The 13,006-nt window shown below is 51.3% G+C and carries 14 protein-coding genes; 12 read left to right on the top strand and 2 right to left on the bottom strand.

Going from position 1 to position 13,006, the window contains the following annotated elements; all coding sequences use genetic code 11:
• The first annotated feature begins 28 nt into the window (after positions 1-28).
• Together QQK89_RS12180 and QQK89_RS12175 are read left to right on the top strand one after the other, a co-directional pair.
• Positions 29-1,156: a hypothetical protein gene (locus tag QQK89_RS12180; RefSeq protein ID WP_284238838.1), complete on the top strand. Its 1,128-nt coding sequence runs from the start codon at positions 29-31 to the stop codon at positions 1,154-1,156.
• A gap of 18 nt (positions 1,157-1,174) precedes the next feature.
• Positions 1,175-3,493: a type IA DNA topoisomerase gene (locus QQK89_RS12175; protein WP_284238837.1), complete on the top strand. Its 2,319-nt coding sequence runs from the start codon at positions 1,175-1,177 to the stop codon at positions 3,491-3,493.
• Positions 3,494-3,566: 73 nt separating this feature from the next.
• On the opposite strand, the gene QQK89_RS12170 is transcribed toward QQK89_RS12175, so the two are convergent.
• Entirely contained in the window at positions 3,567-4,310 is a 744-nt protein-coding gene (locus QQK89_RS12170) for an HAD family hydrolase (protein WP_284238836.1), read from the bottom strand.
• A gap of 143 nt (positions 4,311-4,453) precedes the next feature.
• Here QQK89_RS12170 and QQK89_RS12165 point away from each other — a divergent pair, with 143 nt between their 5' ends.
• Positions 4,454-4,591 carry a hypothetical protein gene (locus tag QQK89_RS12165; RefSeq protein WP_284238835.1) on the top strand — a complete coding sequence of 46 codons (138 nt, stop codon included), beginning with the start codon at positions 4,454-4,456 and terminating at the stop codon, positions 4,589-4,591.
• A 77-nt stretch (positions 4,592-4,668) separates the two neighbouring features.
• Here QQK89_RS12165 and QQK89_RS12160 read toward each other — a convergent pair whose 3' ends face one another.
• A complete protein-coding gene (locus QQK89_RS12160) occupies positions 4,669-4,893 on the bottom strand; it encodes a hypothetical protein (RefSeq protein ID WP_284238834.1) in 225 nt (74 codons plus the stop codon).
• Positions 4,894-5,054: 161 nt separating this feature from the next.
• Here QQK89_RS12160 and QQK89_RS12155 point away from each other — a divergent pair, with 161 nt between their 5' ends.
• The 9 genes from QQK89_RS12155 (at position 5,055) to QQK89_RS12115 (ending at position 12,998) form a co-directional block, all read left to right on the top strand.
• On the top strand, positions 5,055-5,780 hold the full coding sequence (locus tag QQK89_RS12155) for a phosphonate ABC transporter ATP-binding protein (RefSeq protein WP_284238833.1): 726 nt from the start codon (positions 5,055-5,057) through the stop codon (positions 5,778-5,780).
• Complete coding sequence (locus QQK89_RS12150; RefSeq protein ID WP_284238832.1) at positions 5,777-6,289, top strand: GNAT family N-acetyltransferase; 513 nt, start codon at positions 5,777-5,779, stop codon at positions 6,287-6,289. The genes QQK89_RS12155 and QQK89_RS12150 overlap by 4 nt, the downstream gene beginning before the upstream one ends.
• Before the next feature lie 16 nt (positions 6,290-6,305).
• Entirely contained in the window at positions 6,306-6,917 is a 612-nt protein-coding gene (locus tag QQK89_RS12145; RefSeq protein WP_284238831.1) for a DUF3298 and DUF4163 domain-containing protein, read from the top strand.
• A gap of 52 nt (positions 6,918-6,969) precedes the next feature.
• Positions 6,970-7,266 (top strand): hypothetical protein, encoded by a 297-nt coding sequence (locus QQK89_RS12140; RefSeq protein WP_284238830.1) that lies wholly within the window; start codon positions 6,970-6,972, stop codon positions 7,264-7,266.
• Positions 7,267-7,388: 122 nt separating this feature from the next.
• Complete coding sequence (locus QQK89_RS12135) at positions 7,389-9,020, top strand: amino acid permease (RefSeq protein ID WP_284238829.1); 1,632 nt, start codon at positions 7,389-7,391, stop codon at positions 9,018-9,020.
• Between the two features lie 296 nt (positions 9,021-9,316).
• Positions 9,317-10,006, top strand: a complete 690-nt coding sequence (locus QQK89_RS12130) for an MOSC domain-containing protein (protein ID WP_284238828.1) — start codon at positions 9,317-9,319, stop codon at positions 10,004-10,006.
• The gene (locus tag QQK89_RS12125) at positions 10,003-11,004 is read left to right on the top strand and encodes a phosphotransferase (RefSeq protein ID WP_284238827.1); all 1,002 of its coding nucleotides are present in this window, start codon (positions 10,003-10,005) and stop codon (positions 11,002-11,004) included. The genes QQK89_RS12130 and QQK89_RS12125 overlap by 4 nt, the downstream gene beginning before the upstream one ends.
• A gap of 47 nt (positions 11,005-11,051) precedes the next feature.
• Positions 11,052-11,972 (top strand): polysaccharide deacetylase family protein, encoded by a 921-nt coding sequence (locus tag QQK89_RS12120; RefSeq protein WP_284238826.1) that lies wholly within the window; start codon positions 11,052-11,054, stop codon positions 11,970-11,972.
• A 66-nt stretch (positions 11,973-12,038) separates the two neighbouring features.
• Complete coding sequence (locus tag QQK89_RS12115) at positions 12,039-12,998, top strand: AAA family ATPase (protein ID WP_284238825.1); 960 nt, start codon at positions 12,039-12,041, stop codon at positions 12,996-12,998.
• Positions 12,999-13,006: the final 8 nt, after the last annotated feature.

The raw sequence follows: 13,006 nt of genomic DNA, 5'->3' as shown, positions 1-13,006 counted from the left end.
GTGAGATGACGTTAAGGGAGAGTTCGTCATGCCAACCGATGATGCATTTGTGTTGACCCCTACCGATGTTCGCAACATAAGACAATACGTTCAACATAAATATGCGGCATTGCCGCAGGATAAGAAAGCAGAGATTGTAGCGGATGCGGTTACGCGAATCATTCGCAAGCAGCTGCCGTCATTTGACGGGGAGCTGAAACGCGAAGTTACCGCAAAGCTCATTCGCACAGCCGTACTGGAGAAACAGATGCCCGTACGCGCGGACGATATTTTTGAAGCATGCCTGGAGCTAGATCTGGGAAATCCGCAAGTAGCGCTTCCGCTGCATCGTTGGGTTGAAGAACAGACAGGGGCTTCGCTAGCGTGGGAGATGTTTCACCTCCAAATGGACAAGCTGGCGAAGAACCGGCAAGAAACAACGGATGCGGCTGCATGGGAAGAGCTGAAGCTTTGGCTTCAAACCGAGCAGTTAATAGACGAGAAGGCGAAGTCTGAGCCTACGCTTGCGGAAGTGATTCCTATGCCGGTAGAGCAACGGATCGAGTTGGCTCCTAAGGTTATGCGGTGGAAGCAAACGCCCGTATACCTTGCCTTGTCCTTATCGCTTGTAAGTGCTTCGCTTCTGTATGGCTGGTCGCTGCTGCAGCCTTCTCCTAATAAGCTGCAACCGCCTGTTGCTTTGCAGTCCTACGATCAAATGAAGCCTTCGGCTAACGGCTTGCCCGCTGAGCTTCGTTTTGTGACGGTCGACAAGGTTCAGCTGGTTAATTATTTGGAGAGCAAAGATTCGATCTTAGCCGATCAGCCCTATTTGGATGCCATTATAGCTGCCGCCAAAACGTATGATATTCATCCGCTCTTGCTGTTTGCGATTACGGGGCAGGAGCAGGCTTTTGTACCCAAGTCGAACAAACAGGCGGAGAAGATAGCCAATAATCCGTTCAATGTGTTCCATAGCTGGAAAGAATACAATACGACTATACTCGACTCCGCGAGAATTGCGTCCAAGACCATCGTTAGAATGAGCAAAGGACGTCCGGAAGGCGTAGATCCTATTACCTGGATTAATAAGGATTACGCGGAAGACAAGAACTGGGCGAACGGAGTCCGCAAGATCTTTGCAGCATTAAAGCGTCAAACGGAAGTACAAAGCTAGAAGTAGAGAGGCGATTAGTTGAAGACATTAATTATTGCGGAAAAGCCGGATATGGGGCGAACGATTGCCGCGGTTGTAGAGCCAAAAGCATCGAACAAAAGAACGTACCTGGAAGGCGACCGTTATATTATTACATGGGCGATCGGTCATCTGGTTACTTTAGCTGAGCCTGACCAATATGACGCGCGCTACAAAAGATGGAATGATCAGGATCTGCCGATTATTCCGGATAAATTCAAGCTGTGGCCAAATGCCCGGACAAAGGATCAACTGAAAACGATCGGCGATCTTGCCAAACGATGCGATCGTCTCGTTAATGCTTGTGACGCCGGGCGCGAGGGGCAGCTTATTTTTCATCTCATCCGGCAATATTTGAAGCTCCCCCAGCCAACAGACCGTCTCTGGATCTCGGATTTGACGCCTGAGACGATTCGCAAGGGCTTTGACAGCATAAGAAGCGATGAGGATTATACGCCTCTTACAAAGGCTGCTAAGGCGCGCAGCGAGGCAGATTGGCTGATCGGGATGAACGCTTCGCGTGCTTTTACGATCCGCCATAAGGCCTTGCTCTCGGTAGGACGGGTACAAACGCCGGTATTGGCGCTACTATACGACCGGCATAAAGAAATTACCGCCTTTCAGTCGGATATGTATTACGTGGTGAAAGGTTTGTTTGATCAAGACGGATTTCAATATTCCGGCATATGGCAGGGGGATCGGATAACGGATAAAGCGAAGGCGGAAGCACTTGCCGCAAAGACGTTAGGCAAGCCTGGCGTCATTAAGGAATACCAGACGGCAGAGAGCAAGGAATATCCGTTCCGTCTCCACGACTTGACGCTCTTGCAGCGGGAAGCGAACGGCCGTTACGGTTACTCGGCCAAGAAGACGCTTGATATTGCGCAAGCGTTATACGAGAAGCATAAGGCGATTACTTATCCGCGTACGAACTCTAACTATGTAACGGAAGAGAATATTCCTGTTATGCATAAAGTGCTCAGTATGCTGCAAGGCAACGACGCTTATCGAGAATTGGCTAACGGAGCTGATCGGAGCAGGGTGCATAAAGGCAATAAAGCGGTCTGTAACCCAGCTAAGGTCGAGGATCACCATGCGATCATGCCCACGCCTAAGCGGCCTTCCGGATTAAGCGCCGAGGAGCAGAACATTTATGACATGATCGTGAGACGTTTCCTGTCGCAATATTATCCACCGGCCGTTTATAAGAACCATACGGTGCTGACGGAAGTGGAGAGCGAGACGTTCCGGACGAAGGCGAAGGAGTTACTGGATCTTGGCTGGAAAGTGGTTCAGCAGGATCAGGCTCAAGCGTCGAAAAAACCATCGAAGAAAAAAGCAAGCGACAAAGAAGAAGCGGATAGCGATGATGAGGAGCTGTTAACGGACAAGCCTTTCTCCGTTGATCCGCAGCGAGGCGTCACATGCGTAAATTCGGAATCGCTGGAGAAAACGACGCAGCCGCCAAAGCCATTTACCGAAGGGACCTTGCTGAAGGCGATGGAAAGCGCAGGCAAGTCCATGGAAGACGATGAGCTGCGCGAGGCGATGAAAGATACGGGTCTTGGTACTCCTGCAACACGCGCTGCTACGATCGAACGGCTTAAGCAGGTAGGTTATGTTGGATTGACCGGCAAGAAGCTGGAGATTACTTCAAAAGGCTGTGCCGCTATCGAATTAATCCGCGGGGCAGGTGTCGACTTGCTTGCCTCTCCGGAGATGACCGGCCGCTGGGAGCAGCGTTTGCATCAAATTTCACGCGGCGAAGCATCGGATGATCAATTTATAATGAAAGTGAAGCAGTTCGCCGCGATGATTGTGGATAAAGTGCGTCAGCAGCGCCCCGCAGCGCCAGGGACGTTCGAAGAGCGGGAGAATAGCGGCAAACAGGGGGCTAAGCGAGGGAGCCGCTCAACCAAAACGGCCGGTGGCAGCAGAACAGCCGCATCGTCTGCAAGGCCCCGCACTACTTCCGCTGCAAGTTCGGCAAGGAGTACGGCAACTGCCGCCAAGACAGCGGAGCGTCCAGCCTCACCATCTACGAGAGAGCCGATTGCGGCATGTCCAAGAGCGGGCTGCAGCGGACATATTATTGAAGGCAAACGCGGCTTTGGCTGCAGCGCCTTCCGGGATGGCTGCACGTTTGTCATCTGGAAAGAGCAACAAGGCAAAACGATCTCGATCCCGATGATCCGGTCTCTCCTGGAGAAAGGCGCGACTAGCCAACTTACCTTCAAGCGTCAGGACGGCAGCAGCACGAAAGCTAAGCTTGTGCTGACAGACAGGGACAAGGGTACGGTAACCGTGCAAGGGGTATAGCTATATTCATGAAAAAAGGAGTAAAGCCGCTTGAGCGGCTTTACTCCTTTTTGGTTCATGCCATTAATTTATGTTATGGTTGTGGGCGGTTGACGTACTCATGGATAGCCGGAGGCACTTCCACTAGGTGATTCAGCGTGAAGAAGGCACCTTTAGGCGCAACATCGATATTAATGACGTTATACAGCCATTCGGATTCCGTTCTCATATGGATGGCATGAATGCCTGCTGTCAGGGCAGGCACGACATCCGTACGAATCGAGTTGCCGATCATCCAAGTCAAGCGGCGGTCAAATCCGCCTTCGGCGAGAATTTGTTCAAGCGCTTCGCTGTTCTTATGCCGACGGATATAGACTCGCGGGCCGAAATAGCGCTCGAGCTGCATCTTCTCGATCTTGCGGCGCTGAATGGCAAGCTCCCCGCCTGTGTAGAGATGCAGCGTATGGCCTTCTCCCGCAAGCTTATCCAGCGTAGCTTCCATATTCGGATACGGCTCCGTATCATGCTCGTATACGCTTAGACCAAGCTTCCACAGAAAGTCTTGCTCGGTTTTGGACTTTTTGCGGCCGGTAAGGTCGCAGTAATAGTTATATGTGTCGAGGAACGACTGCGGGAAATGCTCGCTCTTGAAACCAAGCACCGCTACGCCGGCAATATCGATCTCCGTTTGTTTATTGCGCACCGCATCTGCGTTAATGCCCTCATAGCCGGCAAACCACGTTGTCATGGCATCAACAAACTGCTCAATGACAAAGTAGAAATATTTATTGCAGTGAATGAGGGTGTCGTCTAGGTCAAAGAAAAGGTTTTGCTTCATATAAAGCACGGCTCCTTTGGTGAAGTTCATCGTATGAACAATCTACCTTATTAAGAGCCCTACGTCAACGAAGCCCAAATGAAGATGTTTATTTCAGGCGATTTATGCTAATCATTCTCTTAAAGAGCAGGGAGGTGATGAGCATGCCTTTTAATAAAGCAGACAAAACCCAAAACCGCCAAAACCATTCCAGCAGCAGATCGGAAGCGGTTGGCCTGAAGCTGAACAAACTTGCATCCCGACCTCCAAGCATGAACGGCATCAATAAACAACTGCCATAAAACAAAGAAGGCGGAATGCTGTTGCGACGTTGCAGTCGCATCGCATTCCGCCTGTTTCCGTAACCGCAAGCGTAGGTTTAAGCATATTTCTGTTGTGCAGCAATCAATTTATTCTTAATAAAGGCGATTCGGCGCCGTACATAAAAGTCCATGCTGGCCCCCTTCAAATCATTTGGCGTAATCACCTCCTCTGCGCGATTGTCGATAATCGTTAACGTTCCGTCCGAGTAAAATTTAAAAGTCAGGTCCTGGTTCGGACCTTCTTCCTCTAAATAACGAAAGTTTTCGCAGCTTTTTTTCATGGTGATTCAGCCTCCTTTAAATGATTGTGGGATTCAAGAAAAGAGAACGTTTGTTCTGTTTTTATTATAGCAAACATTTGTTCGGGTGGAAACTGTTTTTTGTTTCTCGTAAACTAGATTCATAGAGTGGCGAAGCGTTTACAAAAAAGGGGCATGGATGAATGTTGAGAATATCGAATCTTAGAGTACAAATTCCCGGGGGACCAACGATCTTGAAGAACATCAGCTTTGAAGTCCAACCTGGCCAATTCATTGCAATTAAAGGGGCCAGCGGGAGCGGCAAGTCGATGCTGCTCAAAAGCTTGGCGCTGCAGCATAAGTGGAGCGGCGGAAGCTATTACTTTGAAGGCGAAGATATTTTCAAACAGGGATTGGCCGGCAAGCTCAAAATCCGGCGCGCGGTTGCTTACCTGGAAGAAAAACCGTCGCTTTACCAAAATAAAACGAGCCTAAAGAACGTAAGCATTGGAGCGGTTACCCAAACCCCTGCATGGCGCAGATGGACAGGCATGTTAAGAAATGACGATTATATGGGCGCGATGGATACCATTGAGAAATTGGGCCTGCTCGACAAAGCTCATCAGAAAGCCAGTACGTTAAGCGGTGGCGAACGCCAGCGTATTGCGATTGCCCGGGCATTGGTGCACGGGGCAAAGGTGATTGCGGCCGATGAGCCGGTGGCGGGTCTCGATCCTCATACGGCGGACCGCGTATTATCCGATTTGAAGCGCCTGGCTACCGAACAACGCGTAACGGTGATTGCCGTTCTCGACCAGGGAGATTGGGCGGAACGTTTCGCGGACCGCATTATCGGTCTGAACAACGGCGAGCTGGTGCTTGACGTGAGAGGGAGAAGATTGACCGAGCGGGAGAAAATGTTGCTGTGAGCCACATTGAGCTTCGTCTAATCGAGGAGAATGAACTGGAGGAAGCGCTTCGGTTAGAACAGCGCTGCTATACGCCGGAAGCGGCCGCAACGGGGGAAGGCTTCCGTTACCGGTTCGACCAGTACAAGGACTACTTCTGGTCCGCATGGTCAGGTGGCAAGCTGCTTGGCATAACGAACGGCATTCGTACAAAAGCCTGGTCATGCGGAGATGAGATGAAAGGCAGCCAACAGGATGAGGAAGAAGGCAACAACTTTTGCATCCTGACCGTGGCCGTGGCGGAAGAAGCAAGACGCCAGGGGATCGGAGCGATGTTGCTGAATAGACTTCTCGCGGTATGCGATGCCATGGGACATGATGCCGTGTTGCTTATGTGCGAGCAGCATCTCGTTTCCTTCTATGAACAAGCAGGCTTTACTTACGCGGGACTTGCGGCATCGTCGCATGGCGGGATTGAATGGCATGAAATGAGACGTACCCTGCATATAATGGAGCATCTGACCAAATAGGTAGGTGTCTTTGGATATGGCATTTCAGTCTCCGGTTATTGTCCAATCCGCAAGAGCGGCATTTCCGAAAGCAGAGCTTTGGATTCCCCACGTAAGCGGCGGTTCAAACGAGCATGCAATCAAGCAAATGAATGAATCCATACGCAAAGCGGCGCAGCAGCTGGTAGACGAGCAGGGCTCGCTTGACGATCCGCGGGCTGAAATGAGCGGGTACTACGAGGTCAAGACAAACGAGAGGGATATATTAAGCCTGTCGTTATTTAACTACACTTATTCGGGTGGCACGCATGGACTTACCCTGCAAGTTTCGCTTACTTTTCGCGTCTCAACCGGACACGCCTACAGCCTGCCGCAGTTGTTCAAGCCGGGCAGCGCGTATGTTCAGCGTATCTCCGAGATGGTCAGCGAACAGATTAAGGAACGCGATATCAGCACCTTGGAGCCATTCCACACCATTCGGCCAGACCAGGATTATTATATTGCGGACCGGTCGATTGTCATTTATTTTTCCTTGTATGAATTGACGCCTTATGCGTATGGATTCCCTTATTTTCCAATCTCGGCATATGAACTTCAGGATCTGGTGAACGAGAGCGGTCCGCTAGGCGTGATGGTACCGAATAATTAAAGATAGCAATGGACATGCCGGCCAAGGCTTTCCAAAGGAGCTGATCCTTCACATGGACAAAAAGAAATGGTTCGGCGTGCTTGCTCATCTTGTGCTTGGATGGTTGTTTCCTTATGTACTAGTCGGCGGCATCGTTCTGGTCTACGGATTCATGGCACCGTCAACGGGAGCTCAGAAAGCTTATGGATTAGTTATCCTTCTCGTGTATGCCTTGCTTATCATGGGGACGAACCTATGGACGTTAAGGTCGCTCGATTTCCGTTCCAAATGGCGGTGGGGCATGATTCATACCTTCATCTGGGCGGGCGCCGTCCTCCTGTCGTTTGCGATGCTTCGGTTCTCGTCGTGAATTTATGATTAATTCAATAATCGGCTCATGCCGATGTGAATCAGGCTGCCTGTATGGCAGCCTTTTTGCTGTCAGACATGACCGTCCTTGCTTCCTCATACATTGTTCGTAGGGAGGGATCTATGATGCTGGCGGTATGGATCGGATTGCTACTGTTTGCTTGCGTTTGCGGGTGTGCATTGATTCTGACAGCCAAGGTTCAGCGCAATATAAGAGCTTCGAAACATATAAGCATGTCGGCGTATGGCTCCTACGCGCAAGGTCAGCAGGATAAACATGACCTGAACTTGTTTGGTCTTGCCCAACAGCTTCGGAGAAGGTTCGGGGCTGCAGCTTCTTTTGGACTCTCTTTTCAATCCCTAGGCGCAATCGGGGCTTTGTTTCTGTTTGCGGGACCTGCTCTTGAGAAGGGAGGACCCTCGGTCGTAAGTATCGGGCTGCCGATCCTCGGATTATTTGGCATGCTCGTCAGCGCTTCTCTTGCGGAACTGTCATCGGCCGTGCCGACGGCGGGCGGCGTCTATCACTGGGCTTCCGCTCTTGGGACCAGACGTTGGGGATGGTATGCGGGCTGGACTCAGCTTGCCGGCCATCTGGCGCTTATGGCGCTTATGAATGGAGCTTGTGCGTTCATTATCGATCAGTTGCTCTCCGTGTGGCTGAACTATTCTTCCTCCTGGCTGACGACGGGAATGGTTCTGTGCCTGGTCACCGCATCCCAGGTTGCCGTGAATCATTTCGGTACGGGGCGGATGGGGGCGCTGCTTGAATCGGGGATTTTGCTGCATGCGGCTGTACTTGTCGCGGTGATTGGCGGAGTGTTTATCGTCTTCGGACGAAGCGTTTATTCGCCGGAGCTCTTGTATACGTTTCAAAACTTCTCGCTTGAAGGCCATGTTTCGCCATGGGCTTTTATTGCGGGAGTTCTCCTTTTGCAAAAGCTATTTGTCGGCATGGACGGTGCGGCACAAGCCGCGGAAGAGACCGGCGATCCGCGTATTCGGGTGCCGTGGTCAATATTCCTATCCTCGGTCTATACGCTGATCGGCGGTTTTGTTCTTCTTATGTGCTTGACGCTAGTATTTCCTGCAGTTGTGGGAACGGCTTTGTTCAGCAGCGGCAATAGCCTGTTCGCCGCGGCTGCACTGGATGGCTGGCAAGGGAATTCCCTTATTGTTCTTGTAATTGCTGCTGCCATTTGGGGGAGCGGGAACAGCGAATTGCTCATTTGTTCGCGAGCGCTTTTTGGTCTGGCGAGAGACCGGGCATTGCCCTACAGCGGATCCTTCTCGCAGGTGTCGCGCGAGCGGCAGACGCCGCTTGCCGCCATCTGGATGGCGGCTCTACTGTCCATAGTATTATTCGGAGCGGGAAGACTCGCAGATGGGGGAGGGGAGGCAGTTCCCAGCGTATTGGGTTTTGCCATATTGAACTTGCAAATAGCGTATGTCATTCCAATCTGGATTAAGCTCCGGCTGTATAACAGGCATCGCCTGCTGGAAGATGCCCCATGGCATCTTGGCTCTTATAGTCCATTCGTGAACCGAACGGCGATGGCGTGGCTGTTATTGTCCGGAGGATTATCTATCTTTGCGCTAGGATGGAGAGGAGCCGCGGGTACGGGGCTGCTTCTATTGCTTGCCTTGGCGATGGACCGGAAATACCGGAAGCAGCATTTGGAGAAGCTGCAAAGCCGCCTGAAACGGCCAAGAGGGGAAATCATCCGAATTGAGCGAAAATTCCATCTACATTAAAACGGTGGGCATCGCCCTCGGGAAATGAGGAAATAAAAGCGGCTTTTATTTCCCGGGGAAGCGCATAATCCTACACAATAAAAACGATTTCGACATCGCAGGCTCGAATGCCACAAAACGTGTCGAAGGATAGGATTGGAAGCCTATCTGAAAACGAAAAAAAGCCCATAATAATACTCGTTTTTGGCTATTTAATCGTATTAATAATAGACTGCAAAAAGATGTTTTTGCCATCTTCTCCCTACTCGGCTTATAATAGTGAAAAGATAAAATGGACGGGAGGCCATGGGAAGCAGATGAGTCGGGAAATAATGAACAGCAGCATTGTCTCGTTAAACGTAGGAACTCCGGTAGAGGCGATGCACGGCAAGAAACCTATTCAGACGGGGATTTTCAAATCATCATCCGCCGGCAGGCATTATTTAAGCGCAACGGGTTTGGCCGGCGACGGGCAAGCGGACCTTGTGCATCACGGCGGGCCGGATAAAGCGGTATGCGCGTATTTCGAGCGTCATTTCCCGTATTGGGAAGAATGGCTCGGCGATAAGCTCAGCTACGGTGCTTTTGGCGAGAATTGGACATTGTCCGATTGGACGGAGCATGATTTATTCATCGGAGACATTGTGCAAGCCGGTGATGTGATTGTCCAGGTTAGCCAGCCCAGACAACCATGTTTTAAGCTGGGAATCCGCCATAACCGTCCGGAATTGACGATGCAGGTGCAAAATACGGGGTATACGGGGTTTTATTTCCGCGTTCTGAGAGAGGGCGACGTAGAGTCAGGGGATGCTCTGAAGATCGTGGAGCGTCATCCGGCGGCTATTTCCCTGGCAGAAGCTAACCGCGTGATGTATCAAGGAAAAGATGATCTGCAAGGCATGGCTGCTTTACTTGAGGTAGAGGCGCTGTCCGCCAGTTGGAAAGAGACCTTCTCCAGTCGGATCGAAAGGCTGCAGCAAGCGATGCAGGGAGGCCGCGAGGATTGAAGGAGCAGCAAATCGCCTTGCTCTTGGACCAGTACCGGTTAAATGGAGATTGGACAATTGTACCGGGCGAGAGCGGGATGAACAATACAACGCGAATGATTAAGGCTGGCGATGAGCGATTTGTGCTTCGTATCTACAACAATCATCGAGATTCTCAAATAGTAAAGCTCGAACATGAAGTGCTTGCGGCTCTTTATAAGCAGAAGCCGGAATTTCAGGTTCCGGTGCCGGTCGTTAATCGGCATGGAGAGAGCATCTCGGCCACTGCTGACGGAGCCTTGGCTACCCTTTGCCGGTTTATTCGGGGTAAGAGACCATCGGTTTCGAATAAAGCGCATATCGTTCCTCTTGGCGAAATGGCCGCGAAGTTGTCTGCAGCGCTTCGTTCCATCACGATTATGCAAAAGCCGCAATACGATCCTTATTATTTGCTGGAAGAAACGTATCGGACGCTTATTCAAGATGAGCTGCCTGCTCTTATGCGTTCTTCAAATAGATTCATAGAGAAGGCGAGTAAGACGGCGGCAATTGAAGAGCAGTTGAACACTTTATCCGGCAAGTTGAAAGCCGTTCGGGAATTGCCGCATCAATGGATTCACGGCGATCTGAATTTTAGCAATTCCGTGGCGGACGGCGACCGTATTATCGGTGTTCTTGACTTTGAGTTTTGTACCGTAGACGTAAGGGCAATGGAGCTGGTCGTCTCCCTGATCGATTTTTTTAAAGGCGAGGACTCGCAAATCTGGGAAGGGCTCAGGTTGTTCTGTCAAGGTTATGGCCGGATCGATAAGCTTACGGCGCCTGAAGTGGAGGCGCTTCCTGTTCTGATTAAACTTAGAACGCTTGATGTATTTCTTCATTTCGCCAACCGGCGGAAGGAAGGACTTGATGACGAGGCGACCTTAGCCGGTTTTATCGATCAGACCTACCGCATTTGCGAATGGGTAGACCGGAGCGAGGGGCAACTGCTCGAGTTGTTCGAGCGAGAACTTCTGTAAGCAAGGTATTTCGTTAATGTTGCTAATTAAAGAGAGGATGTGCCGGGATGAACGTCGCAGCATCGCTTGGATATGGCAGTCAGGAACGATTATTGATTATTAACGCGGATGATTACGGCTTGTGCCAGTCAACCAACAAAGGCATTCAGCAGCTGCTCTCGGAACAAGCGGTGAGCTCGGCTACGATTATGATGCCATGCAAGTCCTCTCGCGAGGCGGCTCTTTGGAGTGCCCGTCATCCCCAATACGATGTAGGCATACATTTCACCTTAACAAGCGAGTGGGATGCCTATCGATGGGGGCCGGTTCTTAAAGGCGGGAGCACAAACTCTTTGGTTACGGGCGAAGGTTATTTCCCGAAGGATTGCCGGACGCTTGAGCTTCAGGCGGATCCTCATCAAGTGAAAGCCGAGATGATCGCGCAAGTCGAAGCGGCGCTTCAGCTTGGCATGAAGCCGACTCATGCGGATAACCACATGGGCAGCCTGTATGGACTGGAAACAGGAAGACATTTCCTGAAGGAAGTATTTGAAGTCTGTTCGGCGTATGGCCTGCCGTTCAGAATGCCCCGCAAGATGGCTGCCGCCAATGGGCAGATGGTTCCGCCCGAGATGGAGGAGCAGGCGCGTCAGCTTGGGCTGCTCGCGCACGCCATGGGAGTTATTGTACTTGATTATTTGCAGGGACTGCCGTTCCCTCTCAAACCCGGCGATACCTACGATACGGCCAAAGCAGAGCTCAAACAGCAATTAAAGCAGCTCCAGCCAGGCGTAACGGAGCTTTTATTCCACCCGTCGCTCGTAACCGACGAATTGCTCGCTTTCCACGGCCAACCGGAGAAACGCGGCATGGAGTTTCAGCTGTTCCGCGATCCGGACGTCCAACAAACGCTGAAGGCGGAAGGCATTCGCTTGATCAGGTGGAGAGATCTGCAACAGCTTCAGAAGTCGGTATACGGACGGCCGTAATGGCTTTTATCTCGCCGTTTGTATCTGAAATCAATCATCCCGATAAACGATAAAGGAGACGCACTTATGTCCTATCAATCGATCAGTTCCTTAGCAGAGAGGCTGAATGCAAATATCGGCCGAGTTATCGTTGGAAAAGAAAGCGTTACCGAGCTGTTGTTTATCGCATTAATTACTTCGGGTCATGTTCTCTTGGAGGATGTACCGGGAACAGGGAAAACGCTTCTCGCCAAATCCTTGGCCCAATCGCTCAAGCTTCAATTCCGCCGCGTGCAATTTACGCCGGATCTGCTTCCGTCCGACCTCAGCGGCATCCAGTTCTACAATCAAAAGGAGGGCGGCTTCGAGTTTCGTCCGGGGCCGCTCTTCACGAATCTGCTTCTCGCCGATGAAATAAACCGGGCAACTCCGCGAACGCAGTCCAGTCTGCTCGAATGCATGGAGGAGCGCCAGATTAGCATTGACGGCGAGACGAAACGGCTGGACAAGCCGTTTATGGTTATTGCTACCCAGAATCCGGTTGAGCATCAGGGAACTTTCCCGCTGCCGGAAGCGCAGCTTGACCGGTTTTTATTCAAGATTCAAATGGGCTATCCATCAACGGAAGAGGCGCTCCAGATTCTCAAACGGTTCAATAACGCCGATCCTCTGGCAGAACTGGAAGCGGTTGCGACAGCGGCAGATATCGCGGAAGCACAGCGTTCTTACGCAGAAGTGCGGATCTCCGACGAAGTGCTGCAATACCTGCTTCAACTGATCGAACGGACCCGTACGAGGGAAGATATTTTGGTGGGAGCAAGTCCGCGAGGCAGCCAAGCTCTCCTTCGGGCATCGCAAGTTCATGCGATCCTGCGCGGCCGCGATTATATAACGCCCGATGACGTCAAGGCAATGGCGAAGCCGGTGCTGGCCCATCGGTTGTCCCTGAAAGGCATGCAACGTTCGCATAAGCATGCGGAAGCCATTATTGAAGATATTATCCGGCAAACCGCGGTGCCTGCGGAAGCTGGAATCGGCTCCCGATAGAGGTGAGC

This window comes from Paenibacillus glycanilyticus, from assembly GCF_030161375.1.
Taxonomy (GTDB): Bacteria; Bacillota; Bacilli; order Paenibacillales; family Paenibacillaceae; genus Pristimantibacillus; species Pristimantibacillus glycanilyticus_B.
Note: the sequence above shows the minus strand (reverse complement) of the source record. Positions and strands in the feature narration are given on the sequence as shown.

Bases quoted from the DNA above. Each gene is read 5' to 3' on its own strand.
- QQK89_RS12120 (WP_284238826.1), top strand. From the start codon at position 11,052: ATGAACGTCGCAGCATCGCTTGGATATGGCAGTCAGGAACGATTATTG.
- QQK89_RS12170 (WP_284238836.1), bottom strand. From the start codon at position 4,310: ATGAAGCAAAACCTTTTCTTTGACCTAGACGACACCCTCATTCACTGC.
- QQK89_RS12145 (WP_284238831.1), top strand. From the start codon at position 6,306: ATGGCATTTCAGTCTCCGGTTATTGTCCAATCCGCAAGAGCGGCATTT.
- QQK89_RS12115 (WP_284238825.1), top strand. From the start codon at position 12,039: ATGTCCTATCAATCGATCAGTTCCTTAGCAGAGAGGCTGAATGCAAAT.
- QQK89_RS12130 (WP_284238828.1), top strand. From the start codon at position 9,317: ATGAGTCGGGAAATAATGAACAGCAGCATTGTCTCGTTAAACGTAGGA.
- QQK89_RS12140 (WP_284238830.1), top strand. From the start codon at position 6,970: ATGGACAAAAAGAAATGGTTCGGCGTGCTTGCTCATCTTGTGCTTGGA.
- QQK89_RS12165 (WP_284238835.1), top strand. From the start codon at position 4,454: ATGCCTTTTAATAAAGCAGACAAAACCCAAAACCGCCAAAACCATTCC.
- QQK89_RS12135 (WP_284238829.1), top strand. From the start codon at position 7,389: ATGATGCTGGCGGTATGGATCGGATTGCTACTGTTTGCTTGCGTTTGC.
- QQK89_RS12180 (WP_284238838.1), top strand. From the start codon at position 29: ATGCCAACCGATGATGCATTTGTGTTGACCCCTACCGATGTTCGCAAC.
- QQK89_RS12160 (WP_284238834.1), bottom strand. From the start codon at position 4,893: ATGAAAAAAAGCTGCGAAAACTTTCGTTATTTAGAGGAAGAAGGTCCG.
- QQK89_RS12155 (WP_284238833.1), top strand. From the start codon at position 5,055: ATGTTGAGAATATCGAATCTTAGAGTACAAATTCCCGGGGGACCAACG.